General features: G+C 41.5%; 25 protein-coding genes. 12 read left to right on the top strand and 13 right to left on the bottom strand.

Features of this window, described 5'->3' with window-relative positions:
• Positions 1 to 110 precede the first annotated feature (110 nt).
• A complete protein-coding gene (locus QI031_RS07480) occupies positions 111 to 749 on the top strand; it encodes a Uma2 family endonuclease (protein ID WP_281484560.1) in 639 nt (212 codons plus the stop codon).
• A 96-nt stretch (positions 750 to 845) separates the two neighbouring features.
• Here QI031_RS07480 and QI031_RS07475 read toward each other — a convergent pair whose 3' ends face one another.
• From QI031_RS07475 to QI031_RS07465, 3 genes are read right to left on the bottom strand one after another with little or no spacing between them, the layout of a single operon-like run.
• Positions 846 to 1,202: a hypothetical protein gene (locus tag QI031_RS07475; RefSeq protein ID WP_281484559.1), complete on the bottom strand. Its 357-nt coding sequence runs from the start codon at positions 1,200 to 1,202 to the stop codon at positions 846 to 848.
• 55 nt (positions 1,203 to 1,257) lie between these two features.
• Complete coding sequence (locus QI031_RS07470) at positions 1,258 to 1,554, bottom strand: type II toxin-antitoxin system RelE/ParE family toxin (RefSeq protein ID WP_281484558.1); 297 nt, start codon at positions 1,552 to 1,554, stop codon at positions 1,258 to 1,260.
• Complete coding sequence (locus QI031_RS07465) at positions 1,551 to 1,781, bottom strand: addiction module protein (RefSeq protein ID WP_281484557.1); 231 nt, start codon at positions 1,779 to 1,781, stop codon at positions 1,551 to 1,553. Before QI031_RS07465 ends, QI031_RS07470 begins: the two co-directional genes overlap by 4 nt.
• A gap of 17 nt (positions 1,782 to 1,798) precedes the next feature.
• On the opposite strand from QI031_RS07465, the gene QI031_RS07460 reads away from it, so the two are divergent.
• A complete protein-coding gene (locus tag QI031_RS07460; protein WP_281484556.1) occupies positions 1,799 to 1,930 on the top strand; it encodes a hypothetical protein in 132 nt (43 codons plus the stop codon).
• Here the strand turns inward: QI031_RS07460 and pheS are convergent.
• Positions 1,927 to 2,919 (bottom strand): phenylalanine--tRNA ligase subunit alpha, encoded by a 993-nt coding sequence (pheS, locus tag QI031_RS07455; protein ID WP_281484555.1) that lies wholly within the window; start codon positions 2,917 to 2,919, stop codon positions 1,927 to 1,929. The two genes, QI031_RS07460 and pheS, sit on opposite strands and share 4 nt — an antisense overlap.
• Positions 2,920 to 2,939: 20 nt before the next feature.
• On the bottom strand, positions 2,940 to 3,149 hold the full coding sequence (locus QI031_RS07450; RefSeq protein ID WP_281484554.1) for a hypothetical protein: 210 nt from the start codon (positions 3,147 to 3,149) through the stop codon (positions 2,940 to 2,942).
• A 215-nt stretch (positions 3,150 to 3,364) separates the two neighbouring features.
• Between QI031_RS07450 and surE the strand changes: the two genes are divergently transcribed.
• From surE to QI031_RS07425, 5 genes are all read left to right on the top strand, one after another.
• Entirely contained in the window at positions 3,365 to 4,162 is a 798-nt protein-coding gene (gene surE / locus QI031_RS07445; RefSeq protein ID WP_281484553.1) for a 5'/3'-nucleotidase SurE, read from the top strand.
• A gap of 268 nt (positions 4,163 to 4,430) precedes the next feature.
• Complete coding sequence (locus QI031_RS07440) at positions 4,431 to 5,327, top strand: MBL fold metallo-hydrolase (RefSeq protein ID WP_281484552.1); 897 nt, start codon at positions 4,431 to 4,433, stop codon at positions 5,325 to 5,327.
• A gap of 153 nt (positions 5,328 to 5,480) precedes the next feature.
• A complete protein-coding gene (locus QI031_RS07435; RefSeq protein ID WP_281484551.1) occupies positions 5,481 to 6,512 on the top strand; it encodes a bifunctional riboflavin kinase/FAD synthetase in 1,032 nt (343 codons plus the stop codon).
• Positions 6,513 to 6,622: 110 nt separating this feature from the next.
• Complete coding sequence (locus tag QI031_RS07430; RefSeq protein WP_281484550.1) at positions 6,623 to 7,531, top strand: AAA family ATPase; 909 nt, start codon at positions 6,623 to 6,625, stop codon at positions 7,529 to 7,531.
• 284 nt (positions 7,532 to 7,815) lie between these two features.
• Entirely contained in the window at positions 7,816 to 7,968 is a 153-nt protein-coding gene (locus tag QI031_RS07425; RefSeq protein ID WP_281484549.1) for a hypothetical protein, read from the top strand.
• Between the two features lie 68 nt (positions 7,969 to 8,036).
• Here QI031_RS07425 and glmM read toward each other — a convergent pair whose 3' ends face one another.
• Positions 8,037 to 9,500 carry a phosphoglucosamine mutase gene (glmM, locus tag QI031_RS07420; RefSeq protein ID WP_281484548.1) on the bottom strand — a complete coding sequence of 488 codons (1,464 nt, stop codon included), beginning with the start codon at positions 9,498 to 9,500 and terminating at the stop codon, positions 8,037 to 8,039.
• A gap of 762 nt (positions 9,501 to 10,262) precedes the next feature.
• On the opposite strand from glmM, the gene QI031_RS07415 reads away from it, so the two are divergent.
• Positions 10,263 to 10,979 carry a biliverdin-producing heme oxygenase gene (locus QI031_RS07415; RefSeq protein ID WP_281484547.1) on the top strand — a complete coding sequence of 239 codons (717 nt, stop codon included), beginning with the start codon at positions 10,263 to 10,265 and terminating at the stop codon, positions 10,977 to 10,979.
• Between the two features lie 169 nt (positions 10,980 to 11,148).
• A complete protein-coding gene (gene cobW / locus QI031_RS07410; protein WP_281484546.1) occupies positions 11,149 to 12,189 on the top strand; it encodes a cobalamin biosynthesis protein CobW in 1,041 nt (346 codons plus the stop codon).
• 94 nt (positions 12,190 to 12,283) lie between these two features.
• Here cobW and QI031_RS07405 read toward each other — a convergent pair whose 3' ends face one another.
• The 5 genes from QI031_RS07405 to QI031_RS07385 form a co-directional block, all read right to left on the bottom strand.
• Complete coding sequence (locus QI031_RS07405; protein ID WP_281484545.1) at positions 12,284 to 12,493, bottom strand: acetyltransferase; 210 nt, start codon at positions 12,491 to 12,493, stop codon at positions 12,284 to 12,286.
• Between the two features lie 207 nt (positions 12,494 to 12,700).
• Entirely contained in the window at positions 12,701 to 13,009 is a 309-nt protein-coding gene (locus tag QI031_RS07400) for a DUF3181 family protein (RefSeq protein WP_281484544.1), read from the bottom strand.
• 122 nt (positions 13,010 to 13,131) lie between these two features.
• Entirely contained in the window at positions 13,132 to 13,389 is a 258-nt protein-coding gene (locus QI031_RS07395; RefSeq protein ID WP_281484543.1) for a 2TM domain-containing protein, read from the bottom strand.
• A 146-nt stretch (positions 13,390 to 13,535) separates the two neighbouring features.
• Complete coding sequence (locus tag QI031_RS07390) at positions 13,536 to 16,658, bottom strand: phosphoenolpyruvate carboxylase (RefSeq protein WP_281484542.1); 3,123 nt, start codon at positions 16,656 to 16,658, stop codon at positions 13,536 to 13,538.
• Between the two features lie 107 nt (positions 16,659 to 16,765).
• Positions 16,766 to 16,996, bottom strand: a complete 231-nt coding sequence (locus QI031_RS07385) for a hypothetical protein (RefSeq protein ID WP_281484541.1) — start codon at positions 16,994 to 16,996, stop codon at positions 16,766 to 16,768.
• Between the two features lie 213 nt (positions 16,997 to 17,209).
• Between QI031_RS07385 and QI031_RS07380 the strand changes: the two genes are divergently transcribed.
• The 3 genes from QI031_RS07380 to psbA all read left to right on the top strand — a co-directional run bounded on the left by QI031_RS07380 (position 17,210) and on the right by psbA (position 23,195).
• On the top strand, positions 17,210 to 20,200 hold the full coding sequence (locus QI031_RS07380; RefSeq protein ID WP_281484540.1) for a DUF1574 family protein: 2,991 nt from the start codon (positions 17,210 to 17,212) through the stop codon (positions 20,198 to 20,200).
• Positions 20,201 to 20,418: 218 nt separating this feature from the next.
• Entirely contained in the window at positions 20,419 to 21,918 is a 1,500-nt protein-coding gene (locus QI031_RS07375) for an MBOAT family O-acyltransferase (protein WP_281484539.1), read from the top strand.
• Between the two features lie 194 nt (positions 21,919 to 22,112).
• A complete protein-coding gene (gene psbA / locus QI031_RS07370; RefSeq protein WP_281481055.1) occupies positions 22,113 to 23,195 on the top strand; it encodes a photosystem II q(b) protein in 1,083 nt (360 codons plus the stop codon).
• A gap of 64 nt (positions 23,196 to 23,259) precedes the next feature.
• Here psbA and QI031_RS07365 read toward each other — a convergent pair whose 3' ends face one another.
• Complete coding sequence (locus tag QI031_RS07365; protein WP_281484538.1) at positions 23,260 to 24,822, bottom strand: hypothetical protein; 1,563 nt, start codon at positions 24,820 to 24,822, stop codon at positions 23,260 to 23,262.
• A gap of 451 nt (positions 24,823 to 25,273) precedes the next feature.
• Positions 25,274 to 26,779, bottom strand: a complete 1,506-nt coding sequence (locus QI031_RS07360; protein ID WP_281484537.1) for a bifunctional metallophosphatase/5'-nucleotidase — start codon at positions 26,777 to 26,779, stop codon at positions 25,274 to 25,276.
• Between the last annotated feature and the right edge of the window lie 182 nt (positions 26,780 to 26,961).

Here is a 26,961-nt window from a genome sequence, read left to right as displayed (position 1 = left end):
AGATTTTACAAGTCACCTTCAAAGGGATAGTTCTAAACTATCTGTCTACTGCTATAGTTAATTAATATATAAGAAATCTAGTTGAATAAAAAGGGTAAGAGGCAATAACTATGACTCAAGCCTTACGCAAATTAGTAACATTTGATGAGTTTATCACTTGGTATCCAGAAAATTCACAACGACGCTATGAGCTTTATGACGGAGTAATTTTTGAAATGCCACCCCCAACAGGTGACCATGAAGAAGTTGTCGGTTTTTTGACGCTAGAAATATCTGCCGAAATCAAACGACTAAAACTTCCCTACTTTATTCCCAAAACAGCATTCATCAAACCATTGTCAGGTGAGTCAGCCTATTCACCAGATGTACTGATATTAAACCGTCCTAATTTAGTACATGAACCTTTGTGGAAAAAAGAATCAACTGTTAGCCAAACTGCATCAATTCCCTTAGTAATTGAGGTAGTTAGTACTAATTGGAGAGATGATTATTTAAAAAAAGCAGCTGACTATGAAACAGTAGGCATTTTAGAATACTGGATTATAGATTATGCTGCTTTGGGTGGTAGGCGGTTTATCGGCAATCCCAAGCAACCAACTATCTCGATTTACTCGTTAGTTGAGGGAGAATACCAAGTCAGGCAGTTCCGAAGCGGTGATAACTCCGGGGAACGTATCCAATCATCAATTTTCCCGGAGTTGAAGTTAACCGCTGAAGAGATTTTTCAAGCTGGAAATCTGCCAAGATAACCTTAGCAGTGCGATCGCACAAACGCTTTGTTGTGCTGCGTCGCTAAAAGGCTAAACTTGTTAAAAAGTAAAAATAGCTAACAAATAATACAAATATTAAACTTCTTCTGCTGGCGGTAACTGGTCGTATGGTTCCGGTTCAACATTTGGTATCTTAGCTAAAACTGCTTCGTATTTCTTCCGATTTCCATGCTTCGCTAAATCTTCCAAGTAGGTTTCAGTCATAAGTGCCGCAAGCTTTTCTTCAACTGCTGTCGCGATAAATTGGTCAACCGAAATCCCATCTTGCTCAGCTAATGCCTGCAAGCTTTTGTATAGAGAGTCAGGAAGTTGAACATTCAGATGACTCATTACAATGCTCCAATATCTCTCAAGAACTCCGCAGGTGTGATTGCTTTTATCCCTCAAGCTGGAGATCTGCCCCGATAACCTCAGCAGTGCGATCGCAGTCATGGTAGTTTTGAAGAAATGACCTTTTTTGCAAGCTAACGGCAAGTGTCACCATTAACTACTCTCGATCAAGCCAGTATTGTGGTCTACGCTTGTGATGCGCTATTGCTAAAACACGAATCTGAGCATCTTCTAACACACGGTATAATAGCGAGTAGGGGAACTTAGGTAAAGTCAGGCGACGCACAGAACCTCGAACTTTGGAGCCTGCTTCAGGATATCGTGTGAGAAAGTTGACTGCGTGTTCTACTTCTTCTAGATACTCCAACCCCAGTCCAAGTCTTTGCTGTTCGTGATAGGCTGCGGCATCAATTAACTCTTGCTCTGCTAATGGATGAAATACAACGGTTTTCATTGCAAAGACGCACGAATCCGCTGAAATACTTGTTCGGCAGGGATTCCAGCGGCTTGATCGTCATCCATTGCTTGATCGCGCAGTTCAGCCTCTTCAACCCAGACAGATGCAACTTCTTGATCAATCTCATTGCTTTGTCCCAAGCGCTCCAAAAGTCGAGCTAATAGTGTTGCTTGAGAGTCCCTCGGAAGCAAAAGGACTTCAGCTTCAAGATTTTCAAGTGTCATGGCTATTTAAGGATTTGATGACTAATTGCATTATACTTTGGACTAAAGAATGGTTAGCAATTTCCCACGCCGCATCTGCCAAGGTAGCCACAATAGCGGACAAAAAATTTAGCAGTGCGATCGCAGTTGTAGTAATACTGAAAAATTAAAATTGTTGCAAAAACCGCAAATCGCTAGCGTACAAGCGGCGAATATCATCGATTTGGTGTAACACCATCGCAAAGCGTTCTACACCAAAGCCAGCAGCAAAGCCTGTATAGACTTCTGGATCATAACCAACAGCTTTTAAGACATTCGGATCAACCATACCGCAACCCATTACTTCCAACCAGCGACCATTCCACTGCAAATCCACTTCAGCAGACGGTTCGGTAAATGGAAAATAGCTAGCACGAAAGCGAATTGGTAACTCGCCAAACATCGCTTGCAAAAATAGCTTAATCGTGCCTTTGAGGTCTGTAAATGTTAGTCCTTCATCAATTGCTAAAAGTTCTATTTGATGGAAAACTGCCGAGTGAGTGGCATCTACATTATCTCGCCGATAAACTCGCCCCGGAGCAATCACTCGAATGGGCGGCTCTTCTTTTTCCATGTAACGAATTTGTACAGATGAGGTATGAGTCCGCAGCAGATTTCCATCTGGCAGGTAAAAGGTATCCTGCATATCACGGGCAGGATGGTCAGGTGGGGTGTTGAGAGCTTCAAAATTGTAATAATCTGTTTCCATTTCTGGGCCTTCCGCTACGGTATAGCCCATACCCACAAATATATCCAGCGCTCGATCAATAATGCCATTGAGAGGATGAATCCGACCTTGGGGGGAAAAAATTCCCGGCATTGTTACATCTAAAGTTTCTGCTTCTAGCTGGGAGCGAATTTGTGCAGCTTCTAAGGCGGCACGTTGCTGGTCTAGACTAGTTTGCAGCGATTCTTTGACAGTATTCGCAATCGCCCCAATTTTCGGTCGTTCCTCCGCACTCATTTGACCCATACTCCGCAGCAATGCCCCCAGTTCTCCCTTTTTACCCAGATATTTAACTCTGAGTTCTTCTAGATGTTCTAGGGTATCGGTGGCGGCGATCGCTTTTTCTCCTTCTTGGCGTAGTGCTAAAAGTTGAGCCTCTAAATTGCTAGTCATTAGTTATTAATTAATAGTCATTAGTCAATATTAAAAGGGAACAGACAACGGGCAACAGGAAAATCCTCAGTCAAAACTATACTTCTGTTTACCAGTTTAGAAGTGATCTGGTTTTGCGATCGCTTTTTCCTTGATTGAAAACCGTGAAAAACCTGATCCCGATTCCCAATGCCCAATACTTCGGCTTCGCTACTTCGACTGCGCGGTAGTTGAGTTTCGACTTCGCTCAATTGCCGCGCAGTCGAAACTCAGCACAAGTCAGTACAAGTGCCCCATTCCCAATTAAAAATGAAATTGAATCAATTCAATTTTTAATTTTTAATTTTTAATTCCCGATAGAGATGCCCCATGCCCAAACATAATTTTTTATATGTTTGTGATCACAGACACAGACAATTGTCCCTTGACTGTTGACCATTGACTGTTGACCGTTGACTATTGATCCATGAAATTACTCATTAGTAATGATGACGGAATTTCTGCTTTAGGTATTCGTACCCTAGCCAACTGCCTGGCAGAAGCAGGTCATCATGTAACTGTAGTTTGTCCAGATCGAGAGCGATCGGCAACTGGACATGGATTAACCATGCACCAACCGATTCGCGCCGAAATTATGGAGTCGATTTTTCATCCCGCCGTTAAGGCTTGGGCTTGTGATGGCACTCCCTCGGACTGTGTGAAGTTAGCATTGTGGGCTTTACTAGAGTCACCGCCTGACTTGGTTCTCTCTGGTATTAACCAAGGTGCAAATTTAGGAACCGAAATTCTTTATTCCGGTACTGTTTCTGCGGCTATGGAAGGTCTTATTGAAGGTATTCCCAGCATAGCGCTGAGTCTTACTAGTCATACATCTAAAGACTTTCAATCTGCTGCCAAGTTTGCCCAAATTCTGGTGGAGCAACTAACGCTAAAACCTTTACCAAGTTTAATGTTACTTAACGTCAATGTTCCTGCCGTGAAGTGGGAAGAAATTGCCGGAGTCACTCTCACTCGTCAGGGAATACGCCGCTATGTTGATGTTTTTGATCGACGAGTCGATCCTCGTGGCAAAACTTACTACTGGTTAACTGGAGAAGTTTTAGAAGATGTGGAACCTCCAGAAAATTTAAATCTGCTGCAAAACGTACCTATTGATGTGCATGTAATCCGTAAAAACTACATTAGCATTACGCCATTACAATACAATCTCACCTATGCCAATGGACTGGAGCAATTGTCTCATTGGGAGTTTCAGCTTCCCTAAATCATTTGCCTTAAATCAAGTGTAGTTAAATGCATTACCACAAAATTTAGGCTATAAAGTAGGAGCGTTATTGATATTAATGATACACCTACATTGGCAAAATACAGGTAACTGCCTGACAGTACCTCACCTGCATTTACAAAATCAATCTTAAACAGTGTATGCTGTTTTACCAATAAACACCCTTTCGCTCAAATGTAGTAAAACAGCATAGATTTAACCAAAAAGAAAGTTATTGATCGCCCGCTTAATCCAGCAAGCAATACCCATGTCCAGGATAGAGAACCAATTTACTGTGCAATTTTGGGGCGTTCGTGGGAGCATCCCCAGTCCAGGGTCACACACCCTTCGTTATGGCGGAAACACCCCTTGCGTTGAGATGCAAGTGGGCGGTAAACGCTTAATTTTTGATGGTGGCACGGGACTACATGTTTTGGGACAATCTTTATTGCCCCAAATGCCGATAGAAGGTCATATATTTTTTACTCATTCCCACTGGGATCACATGCAGGGTTTTCCCTTCTTTGTGCCAGGTTTTGTCAAGGGAAATCATTTTCATATTTACGGTGCGATCGCTCCTGATGGTTCTACCATAGAGCAGCGCCTCAATGACCAGATGCTTCACCCAAATTTTCCTGTACCCTTGCAGATTATGCAGGCAAATTTAAATTTCCACGACATCAAGCCAGGACAACCAATACATATTAATGATATTACTATAGAAACGGCATCGTTAAACCATCCAGGTGAAGCTGTCGGATACCGAGTTAACTGGCACGGTGGCGCTGCTGTTTATATCACCGATACAGAACATTTTCCAGATCGGTTGGATGAAAATATTTTGTGGTTATCTCGGAATGCGGACATCTTGATTTACGATTCCACTTACACTGATGAAGAATACCACTCACCATCATCACCAAAAATCGGCTGGGGGCATTCTACTTGGCAAGAAGCAGTGAAAATGGCTAAAGCTGCCAAAGTCAAAACTCTAGTGATTTATCACCACGATCCTGCTCACAATGATGACTTTTTAGATTGCGTCGGCGAACAAGCAGCCAAAGAATTTCCTGGTGCAGTTATGGCAAGAGAAGGAATGCGGCTCCAGGTTCTTGGCTCAGTTTCTTTATCAGAATCTTTTCCTATCAGCAAGTTTTCTGGGTAAAGGTGGCTATCGAAGCAATCATCAATTTTAGATTAGATTGGTGATCAAGAGCTGTTAGCGACAAAGCGTAATTCGTAATTCGTAATTACCTTTTGCTTTCCATCAGGTAGCTTCTGGCTAATGGCTAAATAAACCTAAAATCCCAGAATCCAAGTGCTAAATTTGTCTCAAAATGGATGTTCTGTGTGGGTTGCTTCTTCGACCAAAGGGCTGCTAACACCAACTGCTGTTGCTCTTGGCAAATTTGATGGTGTGCATCTTGGCCATCATAGAGTCATTCAACCAGTTTTACATGCTGGTGGTCAGTTGTCAGTGCAAAGTAGTCTACAGTCTGATAATAATCAAGAACATACATACTCCACAGTTGTAACTTTTCATCCCCATCCACAAGAGTTTTTTACGGGACAGCGCCGGGCTTTATTAACACCGTTGGATGAAAAAGTTGAACAATTGCGATCGCTTGGGGTAGAGCAATTAGTACTACTGCCCTTCGACAAAGAACTATCTGCTTTATCTCCTGAAGACTTTGTTAAAAAGATTCTCGTGCAACAACTGCAATGCCAGCGAGTTAGCGTAGGGCAAGATTTTTGTTTTGGTAAACAGCGCCGTGGTACTGCTAAAGACTTGCAATTACTAGCTGCCAATTATCAAATTCCCGTCACCATCGTTCCTTTGCAAACTTACGCTGACGACGCTCCTACCCAAGATATACCCATTAGCACTTCACTAATCCGCCACTCTTTAGAAAGTGGTGACATTAAAAACGCCAACCTTTTACTAGGGAGACCTTACACTCTGATCGGTATTGTGGTTCAAGGTCAACAATTGGGCAGAACTATTGGTTTTCCTACCGCTAACCTGCAATTACCAACCGATAAGTTTTTACCCCGCAAAGGTGTTTATGCTGTCCGCGTTTTGATTGTGAGTGAAACGCCAGATGCTAATACATCTACTCAAATCTTGGGTGTGATGAACATAGGCGATCGCCCTACAGTAAATGGTATTTGTTTATCTGTGGAAGTACATTTATTTGATTGGTTTGATGATTTATATGGCAAAAAACTAGCTGTGCAATTGATCGAATTTTTGCGCCCTGAACAGAAATTTCCTGATCTAGAAGCTTTGAAAACACAAATTCAACTTGATTGCACCATTGCTAGAGAAATTTTACGCACTGAATGCTGATTTTTGATTGCTAAGTGGGAACACTAGACCAGGAATGGAGAGCAAAGCATAGGTTATTCTCCATTCCAATTTCTTAATTACCCCATTATCAATTTCTTACCCTGTGGTACATGAGAGAAAAAATTGATGCTTTGACTCAAAATCTGGCTCGTACCATCGTTGGGAAAAACGAAGCAATACAATTAGTTCTAGTCGCCCTTTTAGGTGGTGGTCATGCCCTATTAGAGGATGTCCCTGGAGTGGGCAAAACTCTCCTTGCTAAATCCCTAGCTCGTTCAGTAGATGGCAAGTTTAAAAGGCTACAATGTACACCCGATTTACTGCCAACTGACATCACAGGTACTAATATTTGGAACCCCAAAAGCGGCGAATTTACTTTTCTCTCTGGGCCAGTCTTTGCTAATGTACTGCTAGCTGATGAAATTAACCGCGCGACACCCCGCACTCAGTCAGCTTTGCTGGAAGTGATGGAAGAATATCAAGTTACAGTTGATGGTGTCTCTCGTGCAGTTCCTCAGCCGTTTTTTGTGATTGCTACCCAAAATCCTATAGAGTATCAAGGCACTTTTCCGCTACCAGAAGCGCAAATGGATCGGTTTATGTTGTCGTTGAGTTTGGGTTATCCTTCGGCGGCGGAAGAACTAGAAATGCTGCAAAAACGCACATACAGTGCCAAAGTAGCTGATTTATCACCTTGTATTACCTTGGCAGAAGTGGCTCAATTGCGTGAATACTGTTCTCAGGTACGAGTAGAAACATCTTTACAACAGTACATCTTAGAGTTGGTCAGAGCTACAAGGCAAGATGAAGAAATCACATTGGGCGTTAGTCCCCGCGGTACTGTGGCGCTACAACGGGCAACCCAAGCCTTAGCGTTTTTGTTGGGGCGTGATTATGCCATTCCCGATGATGTAAAGTTTCTCGTCCCTCACGTTCTTTGCCATCGGCTGATTCCTAGGGGTGGGCGTAGTGCTAGAACTGTGGTTGAGCGATTATTGCGATCGGTTTCTATTCCCTAAGAAGTGTGTAGGAAAAGGGGCTAGAGGCTAGAATGGTGTATTTGATGAGGTAATACTTGAATTACGAGATAATCAAATATTAACTAATGCTGCTGTAGAAAAGCTGGAAATAATTTTATAGCAACTGCTTAGGCCAAATGAATAACAGGCAAAATTATGGTAAATGACGGCATTGCTGAATCAAGGGATGAATTTTGTTTCGCGCAAAGGCGCAAAGGCGCGAAGAATCAATCTTTTGCTTTGGTCAAAAATTTTAATTCATCCCGCATTTATGCAACGCCTAAATGACTGACGAAAGCCAATCAAACAACTCAGATGAAGAGGAGTTTGACCCAGTAACAGATCCAAGGGATTGGTCAGCAGCAGAAACAGAGTTAGCTTGTTTCGCACCGGGAACTAGGCTAAACAGCATTGGCTCTCAAAGCTGGAGCAACTAATTTATTATGAAAGTTCCCCACTCTACGAAGCTTTGAGGGTGGGGAATTTTGCGTTACTTTTAATTAATTCAGATTGCCAAGTGTTGTTGAACTTTGGATACCAATTCATTTGTCCAATGGTTGGCAAGTTCAGCATCAGCGGCTTCTACCATGACTCTAATCAGTGGTTCTGTACCGGAAGCTCTGACTAAAATTCTACCAGCATCACCCATTGCGGCTTCGGCAAGAGCGATCGCTTGTTGTAAAGGTTGACAATCTTGCCATCCTAAACGGCGATCGCGGTCTACTACTCGCACATTCTGCAATAATTGGGGATAAGTCTGAAAGCTTTGGTCTACCATTTCGCTCAGAGAAACACCCGCTTGTTTAACTAAAGCTGCTATGTGTAACGCTGTTAACAAGCCATCTCCGGTAATGCCATAATGACGGCAAAGAATATGCCCAGATTGTTCACCACCTAACATTCCCCCAGTCCGCAGCATTTCTGCTTGCACGTATTGATCACCGACTGGGGTGCGAATCAAATTACCGCCTTGTTCTTGCCAAGCCCTCTCGAAGCCTAAGTTGGCCATAACAGTGGAAACAATTAAGTTATCTGGCAATTTGTGCTGTTGTTGAAGATAGCATCCCCATAAATAAAGAATGTAATCGCCATTAACTTCTCGTCCGATATGATCTACAGCTAACACGCGATCAGCATCACCATCAAAGGCAAAGCCCAAATCTGCGTTATGTTCCTTGACTGTTGCTTGCAAAATATCTAGGTGAGTAGAACCGCAATTGACGTTAATGCGATCGCCATCTGCTTCATTATGTAAGCAGATTACTTCTGCTCCCATTTTTGTAAATACTTTTGGTGCTAATCCAACTGCTGCGCCCCATGCTAAATCTAAAACTATCTTCAATCCCTGAAGATTAACTTGATTGTGAAAGGGTTGTTGCAATGCCTCGCTGTAATGTTCAATTAACTCCAAACGCGAGTAATGCCGTCCGCAATTACTCATCCCACCTGCATCTGATATTTTGCCACGCAATCCCGCTTCGATTTCTGCCTGTAATGCTTGAGATAACTTAGTACCATTCCCACCAAAAATTTTAATCCCGTTGTCTTCTGGTGGATTATGACTAGCAGAAATCATCACTCCGCCGATGGCTTCACTGAAACTGATTAGATGGGCGACACAAGGAGTAGGACATAATCCTAAATGCCAAACTTCTAAACCCGCTGCTGTTAAGCCAGCACTCAAGGCCATTGCCAACATATCACCAGAGCTTCTAGAATCTTGTCCTAGAATTACTGGCCCTAATTTATCAGCATGATTACGCAAGACAACACCTGTCCAAAAACCTACTTGCAATGCTAAGGGCGCATTCAGTAATTCTCCGACTTTGCCGCGAATACCATCTGTGCCAAATAAAGGAGTTGCTGGTAAAGAGATTAAATTAAGCCCAAAATTACTTGTTAGACCTTTTTCAGATCCATCATATCTGGAAATAGAATGACCTTGAGTTCGAGTTATAGATGAAACCATAAATTTAAATACTCCACACACTCACACTGGAAAATATCACTTTACACTCTAATTCAAAAATTTCAAGTTAGATAACCGTTTATCTGTACTATATACTGCTTTTTTTGATCCCCATCGGTTAGTCAACAGATTTTTTAAGTGAAAATACTGAAATTTATCACTACTTTATTGTTAATATTTTTTTAGATAAAATATTTCTTTAGCTGTGATATTCCTGACTTTAACTTGCGATTGCGATCGCTAGGGTACACAATTCAAAATTACTCAAAGGCTAAGTAGACTTTAACAATCGGTGCTTTTTAAGATAGAAATTGTTGATTTGTAGGCAAAAGCGCAGTAACTGCGATCGCAGACACAAAGTTTCTCAACTTTTGCTTCTTGACATCATGTCCGCTTAATTAGTTATAATTCCCGCTTGTGTGCAAAAATCGGAAAATCCTCTTTCCCTCTGGTTACTGAGCGTCTTGTACTGAGTTTAGCCTGAGCGTTGGTTGCTGAGTTTCGACTTCGCTCAACTGCCGCGCAGTCGAAGCAAGCCGAAGGGCGAAGCCGAAGTACGCTCACTGCCTCCTGCGGTCTAAATGATAAGTCTTTCACCGAAGAGGATATGACAAGGTAGCAACGATACCAAATTACCTTTACTTAAAAAATTTTAATATAAATTCTCATCAAATAGTTTTAAGGTAACTTTTTAATGGCCTTTTGTAGCTGTTAGTAAATCAAAACTTTGGTAGTTGACCCTTTAAAGTTGAGAAATTTAGTATGAGCAGTAATTTAGCAAACAAGTTGCGTGTAGGCACTAAAAAAGCACACACGATGGCAGAAAATGTGGGTTTTGTCAAGTGTTTTTTAAAAGGAGTAGTAGAGAAAAACTCTTACCGGAAGCTAGTTGCTAACTTTTACTTCGTCTATTCGGCAATGGAAGAGGAGATGGAAAAGCACCGTCAGCACCCAATTGTTTCTAAAATTTACTTTCCTCAACTCAATCGTAAGCATAGCCTAGAGCAAGACCTGAATTACTATTTTGGGGCTAACTGGCGCGAACAAATTAAACTATCACCAGCCGGTGAAGCTTATGTAAAACGCATCAGAGAAATATCTGCAACAGAACCAGAATTACTAATTGCCCATTCTTACACTCGTTATTTGGGTGATTTATCTGGAGGACAAATTCTCAAAAATATTGCTGTCACAGCAATGAACTTGTCTGATGGACAAGGTACAGCCTTCTATGAATTTGCAGATATTACTGACGAAAAGGGATTCAAAGCTAAGTATCGTCAAGCTTTGGATGAACTACCCTTGGATGATGCAACAAGCGATCGCATTGTTGATGAAGCCAACGCTGCCTTCGGCATGAACATGAAGTTGTTCAAAGAATTAGAAGGCAATTTAATCAAAGCGATTGGTGTGATGGTATACAACAGCCTAACACGCCGTCGCACACGTGGCAGCACCGAACTAGCAACCGCTGAGTAAATTTTCACAAATCAATTTTTGTAAATTATTGGGGTAATTTCCCTGGGTTCGTCTGAGGTAGAATTAGGCGATCGCATGGAAGTTGCCCCTGCTGTTTTTTAAGTTTACCCAATTAAGGCAAAATACAAAGAGGTGCAAATCATGACCTCTGGGAAACTTCAACTCAACAATGGCTACAAAAATTCCAGTTACAGTAATTACAGGCTTTTTAGGCAGTGGTAAAACTAGCCTCATTCGCCACTTGCTACAAAACAATCAAGGACGACGCATTGCAGTTTTAGTCAACGAATTTGGCGAACTCGGTATTGATGGCGAACTTTTGCAATCCTGTCAAATTTGTCCTGAAGGTAGTGAATCAGAAAATAATATTTTTGAATTAACTAACGGCTGCTTATGCTGTACCGTGCAGGAAGAATTTTTCCCGACGATGCAGCAGTTACTAAAGCGGCGAGATAGCATTGATTGTATTGTTATTGAAACTTCTGGGTTGGCTTTACCAAAACCATTGGTGAAGGCTTTTCGCTGGCAAGAAATTCGTAACGGTGCAACTGTAGATGCAGTGATTACCGTAGTAGATTGTGCAGCAGTAGCAACAGGAACCTTCGCTAGTGATTTAGAAGCGATCGCTGCCCAGCGACAAGCAGATGATAGTCTAGAACATGAAACACCCTTGCAAGAATTATTTGAGGATCAACTTGCTTGTGCAGACTTAGTGGTGTTGAATAAAACTGATTTGGTAGATGCCCAAGAATTAGCGCAAGTAGAAGAGTTGATTAAAAAAGAATTGCCCAGAGTTGTAAAGATTGTTGAGAGCGATCGCGGCAGACTCGATCCATCTATATTATTAGGATTACAAGCCGCAGTCGAAAACAACTTAGACAGTCGTCCCAGTCATCACGACAACGAAGAAGAACACGACCACGACGAAGGAATTACCTCAACTCACGTCATTTTAGACCGGGCTTTTGACCCAGAAAAATTACAACAGCAGTTGCAGACATTAGCAAATCAACAAGAAATTTACCGTATTAAAGGTTTTGTGGCAGTACTTAACAAACCTATGCGTTTAGTGATGCAAGGAGTAGGAACCCGATTCGATAAATTTTATGATCGCCCTTGGCAGCCAGAAGAAGCAAGACAAACTCGCTTAGTCTTTATCGGTCGTGACTTGAAATCCTCAGAAATAGAATCACAGCTTGTAGCTTTGTAATTGACTTAAAAATCCTTAGTGTCTTCGTGGTAAACAGATCTTCAACCACTAAGACACTAAGACACAAAAAGCTCTATTTATAAATTAAGAAGCTTTAGCCTTTCTTATAGTTGGCATCTAACCAACAAAGTGGCAGTTTTTCACCGGAAGGGAAAACCAGATTTTCTTTTTTAAAAGTCTCAGACTGCTGTTCTTCTTGTCCTTCTTGATCTTGTGCGTGTACAATATCGTTATTTGGATCAAGCAATTCTTGAATGTCAAGAATTTTTACCAAATCTTCAGTATCTTTAAGTTGCAGAAACATATTCCTAGACTCCATAGGTGTGCATGAAAATTGAACGTGGATAGAAATAGAAACTCGCCCACATTTAATATTTTTTAGTTCGGAATGCTAAAACTTTTTAATTATTAAAAGTAAATATGAATCTAAATAAACAAAAAGATATTTCACTAGAGTAATCAACTTAACCTGTGTTTATCAGTGGTTTTATTTAATTTCAGAAGATATAAATTACATCTCGCGTTGATATTTTTCTAGTATATCCACTAAATTGACCTGACATTGCAATGGTAGTAAATCTATTAAAGATAATTCCTTTCTACCACCACCTATTTTTACTGAAATAGATTCTAATACTTTGATAACCCGATCTTCATTGACAGCATTAGAAGTAATTAAGGGATACAACTGTTCAGCTACAACAGTATGTAACTTGGCATCAGATAAATAAAGATGCCATTTTGCAATGTCTATATAAACGTTTTCGCCAATTTCAGCTGCTAGGGCTTCTAGTAGTTCTGCGGTGTTAGTTTTAGCCATCAAAATAACCCTATATCAAGAACAGAGCGCGAACTCTCAAGTTACTTGAATATTATTGCTCAATTTATCAGACTGACTCAACTACCTCAGGTTACAATTGCCCTAGCTTTAGCAGTCCATCTTCAGGTGGATTTGGGTGGTGTCTGTGAGTAGTTGGCGATCGCATTAATATAAATTAAATGCACCAACAATATTACTATCCAACTTACCGTTAACCAAGGCAACCACTCCCAAGTAGTAGCTTGCAAATTTTGGGCAAACCATAAACCGGAATTAACCGCACAGGCAGCTGCCACATGCACAGCAAAATTCATCCGGTCATCTAATTTACGGAAATCTGGGTCTTTGCGATCAGGTTTACGAGGCCAGCGAGGAGGCATAAATACTTGTTATAAATTTAAATACACTCTACTTATTCTAAGGTTTCTGGGAGTGTAGTTGCTAATATCAGTTACCAGTTATCAGTCAAAAGCCACTTGATAACTATTCACTGCGATGCACTGAGTTTGTCGAAGTGTTCGCTGATTTAACCTGTATTTCTCATCCCCGCAGCAATACCATTAATAGTTAACAATGCTCCTCGCAGTAACTCGCCTTTGCTATAACGAGAGTGAATCACCCCAGAAGTAGCAGTAATATTCCGGGATTGGCGCAGGCGTTTGAGTAGGGAAACTTGGATAAATCCCAGTGGTACAATTGTGCCATTGCGTAACTGCACTGAACGCTGTAATACCGGATCACCGTCTAAAAGCTGATTGTGACCAGTGATTTTGAGTACGAAATCCCTTGTCAGATAAAATTCGTTAGCAATTTGCTCAAAAACTTTCTCAAATCGGTCGATATCTTCAGGGTTCGATAGTTCTTGAACGTAATGATGTGCCATTTGCATATCTACTTTTGCCAAGGTCATCTCTGCTTTAGAAATCACCATTTTGAAGAACGGCCATTTGAGATAAAAATAACGCAGTAATTTCAAGTGTTCTTCTGGTTCTTCGTTCAAGAACTCTTGTAGAGCTGTGCCAATACCATACCAAGAAGGTAGCAAAAATCGTGTTTGTGTCCAGCTAAATACCCAAGGAATGGCTCTGAGGCTGCTTAAATCTTTTTTACCAGATGGACGACGCGCCGGACGGGAACTAATTTGTAGTTGGCTAATTTCTTCGATTGGGGTAACTTGGTGGAAAAAGTCAATAAAGTCTGGTTGCTCGTAGATTAAATTACGATAATGTTGACGCGATCGCGCTGCTAATTCTTCCATAATTTCATTCCAAGGTTCGATATCATCAAATCCTGTTCGTAGAAGACTAGCTTGAATGACGGCGGTGGTAATGGTTTCTAAATTGTATAAAGCCAAGTCTAGCAAAGAGTATTTAGAAGCTAAAACTTCCCCTTGTTCGGTAATTTTGATGCGTCCATTAATACTGTGACCTGGTTGAGCCAAAATCGCCTCATAAGCAGGGCCGCCACCACGTCCCACAGAACCGCCTCGTCCGTGGAAAATTCGCAGATTTAGACCGTATTCTTCGGCAATTGTCTGGAGTGATTTTTGAGCTTTATGAATTTCCCAGTTGCTGCTTAAAAAGCCAGAGTCTTTATTGCTGTCAGAATACCCCAGCATTACTTCTTGCAAGTTGGGGGAGAGGGGGGGGGAAAAGGCAGAGGGGGCAGGGGAGGCAGGGGAAGCAGGGGAAGCAGGGGAGGCAGGGGAGGCAGGGGAGGCAGGGGGGGATGAATGTGCTGTTTCGATATTTTGGTAGCCGCCAGCTAATAAAGCGCGATATAGGGGTAGTTCAAACAACTGGCGCATGACGCTTCGAGAACGCTGTAAGTCTTCTACCGTTTCAAAGAGGGGAACAACTTGAATTGTGCCTACAGCAATGGCGGGGTCAAAAAGTCTTGCTTCTTTGGCTAAGAGTAAAACTTCTAGTACGTCGCTGACTTCGCGGCACATGCTGATAATGTAAGTTTGGCAGATGTTGATACCAAACTCTTGTTGTAGCGATCGCACAACCCGAAAAGTTTGAATAACATCGTTGGTTTTTTCCGAAAATGGTAATTCTGCTGGAATTAACGGCCTACGGGTTTGCAGTTCACTAGTCAGCCAAGCAACTCTTTGTGCTTCTGATAGTTCGTTATAAGCTTGGGGTAGTACTTGCAGATATTCTAGAATTTCATTCAACGTATCAGAGTGACGAGATGATTCCTGGCGGACATCCAACTGAGTCAGGTTAAAGTCAAATATTTCTACCTGACAAATCAGATTTTCTAACTCTTTGCAACTTAGACCAGTTTCAGTTAAGTTGTGATGAATTAACCGCAGTTCTGACAGAAACTCTAACCCCGACCGATACATGGGTATATCATCATTGGTGGGTGTTTCTCGGTCATATAAAGCGAGATTGCGATCGCGGGTATTTTCCAGTCGTCTTAAAATATAAGACAATTTTAGCCGATAAGGTTCTTGGCGATAACGCAGCGCTAGGGAATCATAAATATCACTCAACTGCGACTGATCTAACTCTAAAGACTCCAGCAAGTCTGGTAAGACATCGCTCCAGTGCATGGATATACTCAATAATTCAATCAGTTGTTTTACTGACTGGATGTATCTCTCCAGAACCATTTTGCGCTGATAACAAGCTGTTCGCCAAGTAGTCTCAGGTGTGACTGATGGATTACCGTCTCTATCTGAACCTACCCACGAGCCAAAAGAGCAAAAGTTTTTACTCGGCGGTTCTAACCAAGCAAAAGTTTGACTTAGAGCGTACTTGAAACGCTTATACAGTTGAGGAATACCATCAAACAAAACCTCTTGGAAGTAATGCAAAGCATAATCTACTTCATCTAAAACTGTGGGTTTAAATTGATGGAGTTCATCTGTACGCCACCACAGACGAATTTCTTCGAGTAATTTTTCTCTGATTTCTGCCGATTCCCAAGGATATCCCCCTAAGCTACCATCGGAGTGGTTTTCAACTGCATCTAGTTTTTGTAGGAGTTCTACTACTTGCCGTTGTTTATCGCGGATAGTATGACGGACAATTTCTGTAGGGTGAGCTGTGAATACCAAGCGCACATCTAGTTGCGAAATCAGCCGTTGAATTTGCTGGGGTGGCACATTCAATTTAAATAAATGAGGAAACAAGTTAGCAAAAGTACCTTTTGGTTTTTCAGGGGTTTTAGCAACCCAGCTTTTAGCTAGCAAGTCCGCACCTATACCTCTACTGACAATCGGATCATTTTCTTTTTGATTTGAGGAATAGGTAATATTTGATTGAATTTCTTGATGCACCAGTTCTGTTTCTGTTTCGGAGTAGCGGGTTAATTGCTGCCGTTGTTCATATTCCTGCTCCATGATATTAATTAACTGAAAATACAAAGCGAAAGCACGAGCCGCCCTAATTGCTTCGTTAATGTTCAGTTGTTCAATTAATTTAACAACAGAATCGACTTGGTCATTTGTTGCTTGCCCTTCTGGTGAACACAAATCGCGTAATTGCCGCAATAAATCTACCATCTTTTGGCCACATTCTTGCCGGAGTACTGACTCCCACAATTCCTCCACTATTTGGAGACGACGACGCAAAAATAATTCCGACGCGGGATAGAAATTTACAGCTTGAGACCAAGAGTATAAAAGGGAACTCATACTTTTCTGCTGTTGTAAAGCTGATTATTGTTACAGGTCTTAGATTCGGCGATTTAAATTCAAGTGTTTTCCTTGAATAACTTAAGTTTTAAGTATAATTTTTAGCTTTATTGGTTCGATTCATTGTCATCTGGGAAAGGCAGAATGGGCAAGCGATCGCCTCGAAACAATTCTTCACTTGCTTGTCCCATAGAATCTAGTGCTTTTACAGTGACTTTTCCGGTGGTGAGCAGCAGTAGTATAGACCCTGTACCCATTGAGAGGAGAAATTGGGGAATGCTAAAAAAAGTCAAATTTAGTTCGGGGTTCTGTGAGGAGTTTGTATTTGTAGGAGGCATTGCTAATTCTTAGTTGTTGGGCAGTAAAATGAAACGCAAAACTTAATTTCTGTACAACTTGCAACCATACAAGACTATCTTGGTCTATTTTGCAAGCTAAGAAGGTAACAAAAGTGTTAAAAAAAAAACTGCAAAGTATGATAAACCTATGTTTCTAGTTTACAAGTGCAGGCACTACCCCCCAATACTCGCTTCCTGTAAAGTTAACTGCCCATGAAAACAGTGTTACCAGATAGCCAGCAATCCTTAGTACAATGGGTCAGCCAAGCAACAGGGATCAACTCTTTCGGGGTGAAAGTCCGGTTGCGGGGAAACGACCTACACATTCTTTGTGAAGGTTTAGAGTGTCCCCAACGTTGGCGCACTCTGTCTGACTTGCTTCGCGCCCTACAGCAAACAGACTTGGATGTTTTAACAAGTAAAGAACAACCCTCAATATACCAAGTATTTGTCTACGGGCGGAAGAAAGGGGAATATCGCCCTAAATGGTGTCACCGGGTTTATTTAAATCAGCTAGAACGCCACATAGAACAGGTAGAACTAGCCCTAAAAGACTCAGAAAAGTCTACGGGTGTAGGCGGGGCGCTAATCGTCTCTAACGAGAGTTTGGCACGGCGAGGAGACCTAAATGCGATCGCTCGCTATCTCAGCGAAACTCTCAGTCCATTAGGCGTGTCGGTGCATGTCAAAAGTCAGCAGTATCAGCCCCAAGATGGCGCTCAAACTGAAGTCAATCGTCTGTGGATATTTTGCCAGACTAGCTACAGTCCTGATGCCTCATTGTTAGCAGAACCTGTAGCGCAGCGGTTACGACATCTCAAACTCTCTGGCTACCAGGATGCGGTAATTGCCTTACAAGTGAATGGTGAAACCACACCCGATTGGCTGCTGCGGATTGATTTAACGCCGCCAGAATTGATGCTTAAGGAATGGGCGCGTTGGGGAGATATCCAAGCGATCGCCAGACTATTAACGGAGGTATTATCTAAGTTAAATGTGGCTGTGCAAGCTTCTTTGAAAGAATCAACCTTACATCTATTTTGCACCCCAATAGGAGACTCTCCAGAGCCAGATAAGAAACAATGTCTAGCAGCAATATTACCTCAACTAGAAGCGATCGCTCCCCAAGGCATTCTCGCCGCTACTGTTTACGGACAAAAAACAGACGAAAAAGAACCAGGATGGATTGATTGGCTGTCTTTACCTGCCGCAGAACATCCTGCTTTAGCAACTTCAGCCTTAGAGTTAGCGATTACTGGTGATGAACCAGCGATCGTTTTTTTACTAGAACGTTTACTTAATTCTGACCTAGATTGGCGTTTGAAAACAGGTGGTATCCGTGTACTTTTGCTTCGCAAAGAAGATTTATTACATGTTATGTGTGATGCGCCTGTTTGCCCAACACGCAAACAAGTAGCCAATAAAGTTACCCAGTTTGTACGCCAATTAAAACTACCTGGAATTACAGGAGTGCGTGTCTACGGCCGCCGTGCTGGTAATAAAGAGCCTTTTTGGCATCACGGCGTGGATTTATTACAACGCCAACGTTTAGTTCCAGAAGCTACCCCAGAATTTGCTGCAACATCAGAATACGTTAGCGATCTTTTAAGTACTGAGGCTAGTGAACCAATTCTCCGGGCTGATTTGACTTCTGAAGAAGTTCACAATTTTGTTGCAGAAGTCGCGCGGGATTGGACGACAACTGCAACCGCCAAAGTGAAAAAATGGTTGTTAGCAACCCAATTATTTACAGAAACCGAATCCTCAAATCAGCAAAGCCATTATAATCAAGGGCTGAATGTGGCAATGGTTTGGGGAATTTTGGGATTATTGCTCACTTTGCAAACTGATTGGATTTTGGGTCGAATTGTAGCTCAAACCACACCAAGTTTGCCACAAATAGCCAGTGTTTCGTCTCCATCATTTAAATCTGAAGATAGCCAAAGTCAAAGCGAAGTATTTTTTAGCAGCACTACTAGAACAAGATCTTCTCAGAGTCAAGGTGATGGATTTAATGCTTCTGGCTTTACTCAAGATGGTGAAAACCAATCCCGGAAGTTAACAGCCGCACCATTGAAACAAAAAGCTAACGCCGCAGCGATTTTGTTAGCAGCGCGATCGCAAATACCCAGTTTTAATATTAGGCAGTTAGATGAGCAGTTGGCGTTGTATAAACAGCGGCTAGCTAATAAAGGTAATCCTCCACAAGTATTGATTGTCGGTTCTTCCCGCGCCTTAAGAGGAATTGATCCAGTTGCCCTTTCTAAAGCTTTAGCCAATCAAGGTTATTCAAATATTGATGTATTCAACTTTGGGATTAATGGTGCTACAGCCCAAGTTGTAGACTTTTTGATTCGCCAAGTTTTAGAACCATCAGAACTACCAAAACTGATTATTTGGGCAGATGGTTCCCGTGCTTTTAACGGCGGTCGTGAAGATATCACATTTAATGCGATCGCTGCTTCAAACGGTTATCAACAAGTGTTAGAAAAAGCAGCAACAACTGTAAATAGTGATGACTCCTTGCCAAAACCTGCAAACTCTGCCGAAGAAACTAAGAAAGAAGAAAAACTAGAGGTTAGCAGTTATCAGGCCGTAAATCAATTATTAAATCAGGCATTAGCCAGTCTTTCTGCCAGCTATCCCAATCGTGATCAGGTGAAAAATTTACTGCACAAACAATTGATATCTTTGCCTTTGGTAAGTAATCATCAGACAGTGACATCACAAACACAATCTCAAACTGAAGCTTTAGAAGCAGAAACTTTGGAACAAGCAGTTGATTTTGATGGTTTTTTACCTTTATCTGTACGTTTTAATCCTACTAGGTACTATCAAAAGCACTCCAGAGTCACCGGAAATTATGACAACGATTATAAATCTTTCCAATTAGGAGGAATACAAGATGCAGCCTTTCAAGAAATGCTGCAATTTACCCAATCTCAGAAAATTTCTTTAGTATTTGTCAACATGCCTCTGACAGCAGATTATTTAGATCCAGTACGTACAAAACATGAACAAGAATTTCAGCAACACATGTTACGTTTAGCTACCAATCCCAACTTTATTTATCGAGACTTAAGCGAAATTTGGCCTAAAGCAAATGACTACTTCTCTGACCCCAGCCACCTTAATCGTTTCGGTGCTTACGAAGTCTCGAAAAAGTTAGCTAACGACCCCATGATTCCTTGGTCTACCAAATAAATTATACCATGTTCGCTTTATTAGTTATGATTCCGGGCATCATGCAAAAATATTAAAAATCTCTTTCCCCCTGGTTACTGAGTTTCGACTGCGCGGCAATCGAGCGAAGTCGAGATTCAACTACCGCGTAGCCGAAGTATGCTCCCTGCCCCCCTGCGGCCTTAATGATAAGCCTTTTACCGAACATGATATTATACCCCATGCCCAATAACTAAACAATGAACTTTATATCAATTACTTACGGACTATTCTTACTAAGTGTACTAGTAATTTATTGGTCTTTAGATCGTCAGCGTTTGCGGTTATGGACTTTGCTAATTGCTAGCCTTGTTTTCTATGCATCTTTGAGCGTTCAATACATACCCTTACTATTAGCACTAACTTTTATTAACTTTCGCTTAGGACGAGAAATTGGTAACAACACTTCACCAGGAGAACATTCTCTTGATTGGCAAATTTCTAATGAAGAGTGGCAATTTGCTCAAGCAGACTGGAATCGTCGCCGTCTAAAACTTCTATGGTTGGGTATAGTTTTAAATGTTTTACTATTACTAATTTTTAAATATCTTCCTGCTATATTAAAGTTGTTTTTTCATTTGCAAATCAACTCACCAGAAGGCTCTTTAAAATTTATTGCACCTTTAGGAATCTCATTTTTCACTTTTGAGTGCATTGCTTATTTAATAGATGTTTATCGTGGTGCGCCTGCTGCTGAACAATTTATCAAATTTGCCACCTATAAATTATTCTTTGCCAAACTGATTTCAGGTCCTATAACTCGCTACCACAATTTAGTAACTCAATTTAACACAAGGCACTTGCCCACATCTGACAAAATAGCTGAGGCAATGTGGTTAATTGCTAGGGGTGCAGTTAAAAAAGGTATACTTGCAGATCATTTAGGGATTTTTGTCGATTTATGTTTTGGTAATTTGCAAAGGGCGGGTAGTACGGATCTTTGGTTAGCTACATTTGCTTATGGTTTGCAGTTGTATTTAGATTTTAGTGGTTATGTAGACATTGCCCGTGGTAGTGCTTTGCTTTTTGGCTTAGTTTTACCTGAGAATTTTGACTTTCCCTACTTCAGCACCAGCATTGCCGAATTTTGGCGGCGTTGGCACATGACTTTAGGAGATTGGCTACGTAACTATGTCTATTTTCCTTTAGGTGGTTCTCGTCAAGGCTTGACTCGCACTTGCTGGAATTTATTTGTTGTGATGTTAATAGCTGGTATCTGGCACGGTTCCGCTTGGGGTTTTGTGGTTTGGGGTGCGTACCACGGATTAGCTTTAGGAGTGCATCGATTAACAGATGCAATGAGCGATCGCTATGAAAAACTAGCACATTTCTGGCAAAATCCTTTAGGGATAGTTGTAGCTTGGTTTTTAACTCAATTAATGGTTTTTACATCTTGGATTTGGTTTCGTCTACCCAACCTCCAAGACTCTTCTTTAGTAATTCAACACCTTTGGGGTCATGCTGCCGATGCCCAATTTGCTCAAAAGGTTTATATAGAAGCCCTGAACATGAGCCAATACCAACTGACTGAAATGCTGTTTATATTAGCTGCCGTAATGGGTATACTTTATGCTTTCAATGGAAAGTTGAAGTTAGAGTTAAACTGGCCTCTCAAGCTTGTTTTCGTACCTTTGTGCCTCTACGCTGTTTGGTTATTAGCTCCTGAAGGCAGCTTACCTTATATATACTTTGATTTTTAATAAACTTGGTTTGACTAAGAAAGGTAAGCAATGTCTACTCAATCTAGTGGATATCCATAAGTAGATTTAATCACTAATCCAAAATACATAAGATAAGTGTTACTCAAAAATACGTAAAGACATGTTAAGGTTGTTAATACAGGCAGGAAATTAATCCACCTGATTCATAAGAAACATAAAGCACTCATAAAAACATGACTACAACCTTACAACAGCGCTCCAGCGCCAATGTATGGGAACGGTTCTGCGAGTGGATCACCAGCACCGAAAACCGGATTTACATCGGTTGGTTCGGCGTATTGATGATTCCTACCTTGCTAGCCGCTACCACCTGCTTCATCATCGCCTTCATCGCTGCACCTCCAGTAGACATCGATGGTATCCGCGAACCAGTAGCAGGTTCCTTGATTTACGGCAACAACATCATCTCCGGTGCAGTTGTGCCTTCTTCTAACGCTATCGGTTTACACTTCTACCCCATCTGGGAAGCAGCTTCCTTAGATGAGTGGTTGTACAACGGTGGTCCTTACCAACTGGTAATTTTCCACTTCCTAATCGGTTGCGCTTGCTACCTAGGTCGTCAGTGGGAATTGTCCTACCGCTTGGGAATGCGTCCTTGGATCTGTGTAGCTTACTCTGCGCCATTGGCATCAGCTACCGCAGTATTCTTGATCTACCCCTTAGGACAAGGTTCATTCTCTGACGGTATGCCCTTGGGTATCTCCGGAACCTTCAACTTCATGATCGTGTTCCAAGCAGAACACAATATCTTGATGCACCCCTTCCACATGTTAGGTGTGGCTGGTGTATTCGGCGGAAGCTTGTTCAGTGCAATGCACGGAAGTTTGGTAACTTCTTCCTTGGTGCGTGAAACCACCGAAACCGAATCACAAAACTACGGTTACAAGTTCGGTCAAGAAGAAGAAACCTACAACATCGTAGCTGCTCACGGTTACTTCGGTCGTTTAATCTTCCAATACGCATCTTTCAACAACAGCCGTTCACTGCACTTCTTCTTGGCAGCATGGCCAGTGGTAGGCATTTGGTTCACCGCATTGGGCATCAGCACAATGGCGTTCAACCTCAACGGTTTCAACTTCAATCAGTCTGTGATTGATTCTCAAGGTCGCGTTATCGCTACCTGGGCTGATGTGATCAACCGCGCTAACTTGGGTATGGAAGTGATGCACGAGCGCAATGCTCACAACTTCCCCTTAGACTTGGCTGCTGGTGACGTTGCTCCTGTTGCTTTAACTGCGCCTGCAATCAACGGCTAATCTTCTCAGTCTTAGCTGAATAAAAAACGCCTCCCACAAATGGGGGGCGTTTTTGTTTACGTTTTTAGAGATTTTCAACCTTGTCCTGTGCTTGCAAACTTGCCTGCAAACCAAACAAAGAACGTCCATTCTGAGGATACTTCTGTAAATCGGCTTGAAATACTTTCTTTGCTTCTGCATAATCACCCTTAGCTAATAGCACATTGCCCAGTGCTTCTCGTGTGGGAAAATACCAGTCGGGTGGTTCTACATAATCGAGGGCATCTTCTAGTGTGACTGCTTGCTGTAATAAATTAATCGCACAATCATAGTCATGGTTGGCTTTGGCAATGTTGGCATCCAGATATTTTGTCGCAATATCTAGAACGCGATTAGCGGGAGTGAACCCAATAGTTGCTTCGGCGGAAATGTTCTGTTTGGCGGATAGCAAAGCACGACTTTCATTTCTTGCATCTTTCAGTTTGCCTGTAGCTGCATTGGCCATACCGCGGGTGAAATGCCAGAGCGCTGTAGTAGTAGGTAATTTGACATCAGGAGCAGGAGTCTTTAAAACACTATCCCAATCACCAAACCGTGTCTGAATGAGCATTTTATTGCCCAAAAATCCCTCAAGCATGGGTAAATATGGATCAATAGATGCAGCATTTGTGACTAATTTATCGGCAGCTTGTAGAGCATCTTGGTATTTGCCTGCCATACTGCTAGCTATCATCAGAAAATGTACATTATGGTTGTAGTACATCAAGGGATAAATACCCTCGACTTGATGATTACGCAGATAAATATCATCTTGAGCGATCGCCCGCTTGTTTGCAAGCATTGCTCCTTGATAATCTCCCACGCGAAAATAAATATGGGAAGGCATGTGTACCAAATGTCCAGCTGCGGGAACTAGAGTTTCCAGTCGTTTAGCACTCTGGAGGGCACGTTCTGGAAAAGGCGATGCTTCCACAGCATGAATGTAATAATGATTAGCCCCTGGATGATTGGGGTCACGTTGCATAACCGATTCTAAAATAGCTACAATCTCGCCTGTATCGCCCTGTGGTTTACCTTCTTTAGTCCAGAGTTGCCAAGGATGCAAATCCATCAGACTTTCAGCATAAAGTGTTGCTGCATCTAAATCATCAGGATAGCGCTGAGTTAAATTTGCCATTGCTTTAGCATAGTCTACTGCCAATTGATGCAAATCTGCATCTGGATTATTAGAGTAACGCGTTGCTAAAGCGGCGATGTAGTCCTGTTCTGGAGGTGGTGCTTGGGGGGATAGTGCTAAAGCTTGTTGTATAGCTTGATAGGCGACTTGTTCTCGTTCGGGATTTATATCTAAGTTAATATTTGCTCCTACACCAAGGGCAATTCCCCAATATGCCATCGCCAATTTTGGGTCAAGTTCAGCAGCATATTTAAAAGAGCGTACTGCTTCATCATGATTAAAAGCGTAAATTAAATTTAATCCCTGATCAAAAAACTTTTGTGCTTCAGGATTACTAGTAGAAATTGCATGGTGATGTGTTCCCAGTCCAGATATCAAATTATCAGGCTGTTTTGTTTGGGCAAGTGCCTCGCTGGGAATGACTAATGATAATATAAGTACCCAAACTATCAATAAGTACTTCATTTTCATAATTTTAGTTTTTCAAGATTTTTGATGTTTGCAATCTATTAGCGTTTACTCGTTTTGCATTTAAACAAGAACTGCTATAAATTTCACACTTCTTTTAAGGTAATTTATGCAAATTCTGCAAATCGTAGAAACATTGTGAGAATTTAAAAAGGCTCAGATTATAGCTTGCAGCTGCCGATAATGCCTATAGTACAAAAAACTTGAGAAAAGTCGCACATTGCTTTAAGCTTTTTTAACTTAGCTGCCAGCTTTCAACTCATACTAATTTAAAAAATATTTGCCGTACATGTAGGTTGGGGAGCCACTACGTTGGGCGGCTCTGCCGACTTAAAGTAAGTGGCGTTTGACGTAAGGAAACCCAAGACCTTCATCCATGTTGGGTTGCACTGCGCTTAACCCAACCTACACATCTGTCGCATTCTTTACAGGCGATCGCCTTTATCTCCCCAGCTTATTTTAAAATCTGATTAGCAGCTGCTTGGCTCTTTAATTGGTCAATCACTGCAAAACGAATATCTCGTTTTTCTGTAATTAGCTTAATCCCTGGTTGTTGAAGATTTAAAAAATCTAGTCCTTGTTCTTTACCACTGAGTAAGAAGTCATTGATAGCAACTTTGTAAGTTTGTTTAGGGTCAAGAAGTTTACCGTTAATTAACCAATTAACTGAGTTAAATTTTTGAGTAATTTTGGCTGTTTGCAGATATCCACCAGAGCCTTTATTAGCTTGTCCTTGCTCTAATACTCTTTTCAACAATGCACCATTCATTTCTACTGCTACTATTTTGCCGCCAAAGGGTAGTATCCGAATCACATCATATTGAGTAATTCTGCCTGGAGGAATTACATCATCAATCCGAATTGAACCGCCGTTAAATATTGCTAAATCGGCATCTGGTACTTCCCTTAACATTGCCTGAGTAATTAATTCTGTTAACTTCGTAGATTTATTGCGGACACTAGACTCTAAACCATCCAAAGCATCTGGAATTTTGGCAATTTCCTGTTCTGGTTCAAAACCATTGGCGCGAAATGCTTGATAACCCCGTACTAACCATTCTTTAACCACTTTGGCTGTTTTGGGTTCGTCGGGTATTTTGTCGGTAATTGGTACAAGACGGGAGTTAATCTCAAGACTTTGCTTAATTGTGTCGTAACTCAATTGATGAACGTATACTGTTCTAGCATTGGCATCTGCTTTAAAAATCGGTGTAAAATCCCGGCCTCGCCATTGCTGGATATTTTCGTGTTCGTGACCACCGAGAATAAGATCAATTTCTGGTACAGTTTCCGCTAGCTGGCGATCGCTTTCAATGGCAAGATGGGTAATAGCAACGATAATATCTACTTTGCCTTTGAGTACCTGTACTTGCTGCTTAGCTGTGGCAATCGGATCAGTGTAACTAACGTACTGAGGCTGATTACTACCGAGTGTGACACCAATTAATCCTACCTTGACTATAGCACCACGATCGCCTTTGACATTTAATATTAGCGATCGGGGAACTCCTGTGAAAGGTTGCCCCTTACTATTTGATACATTACTGGAAACCCAGCGAAAGCGAGATTCTTGCAATCGTTGATAGAAAAGGTTTTCTGGTAAGTCAAATTCATGATTGCCAAAAGTTGCATAGTCAAATCCTAAGGTATTCATTACAGCTACCATTTGCTGACCCGCTAAGGGTATACCATTAATTTTGGCAGTTCCTAAAGCCGAAGGACTAAAAGCATCTCCAGCTAACACAGTGTAAGTACGAGGGTTTTCTTTATAAAGTTGTTGTCGTAGGGTCGCGACACGCGCCAAACCGCCACGAGTTCCCCCTTCTACAGGAGTAATTTCGTAAATATCATTGAGTTGCAGCAGGTTAATATTAACGATTTCTGCCAATGCAGGAGTAGCTAAAGTGACTGTCGCTAACACCTGTAAAACTACGCTAAACCCTTTCTGGATAAGTTTCATATTTAGCTTTGAAAACTGTAATCTACGGACTCGATTTTAAGCGTTACTGTTTATTAAAGCTAGTCCAAAAATTACTTTAAACTAATATTCTTAACCAATAAGTATGGGATTTATTATTTTCCACCCTCTACTACTCCCGGATGACCATTCATATATCGTGAATGAAGAAATATAGCAATTTT

Origin of the sequence: Halotia branconii CENA392, from assembly GCF_029953635.1 — a bacterium.
In the GTDB taxonomy this organism is placed as follows: Bacteria; Cyanobacteriota; Cyanobacteriia; order Cyanobacteriales; family Nostocaceae; genus Halotia; species Halotia branconii.
This window is presented reverse-complemented; position numbering and strand designations above follow the sequence as displayed.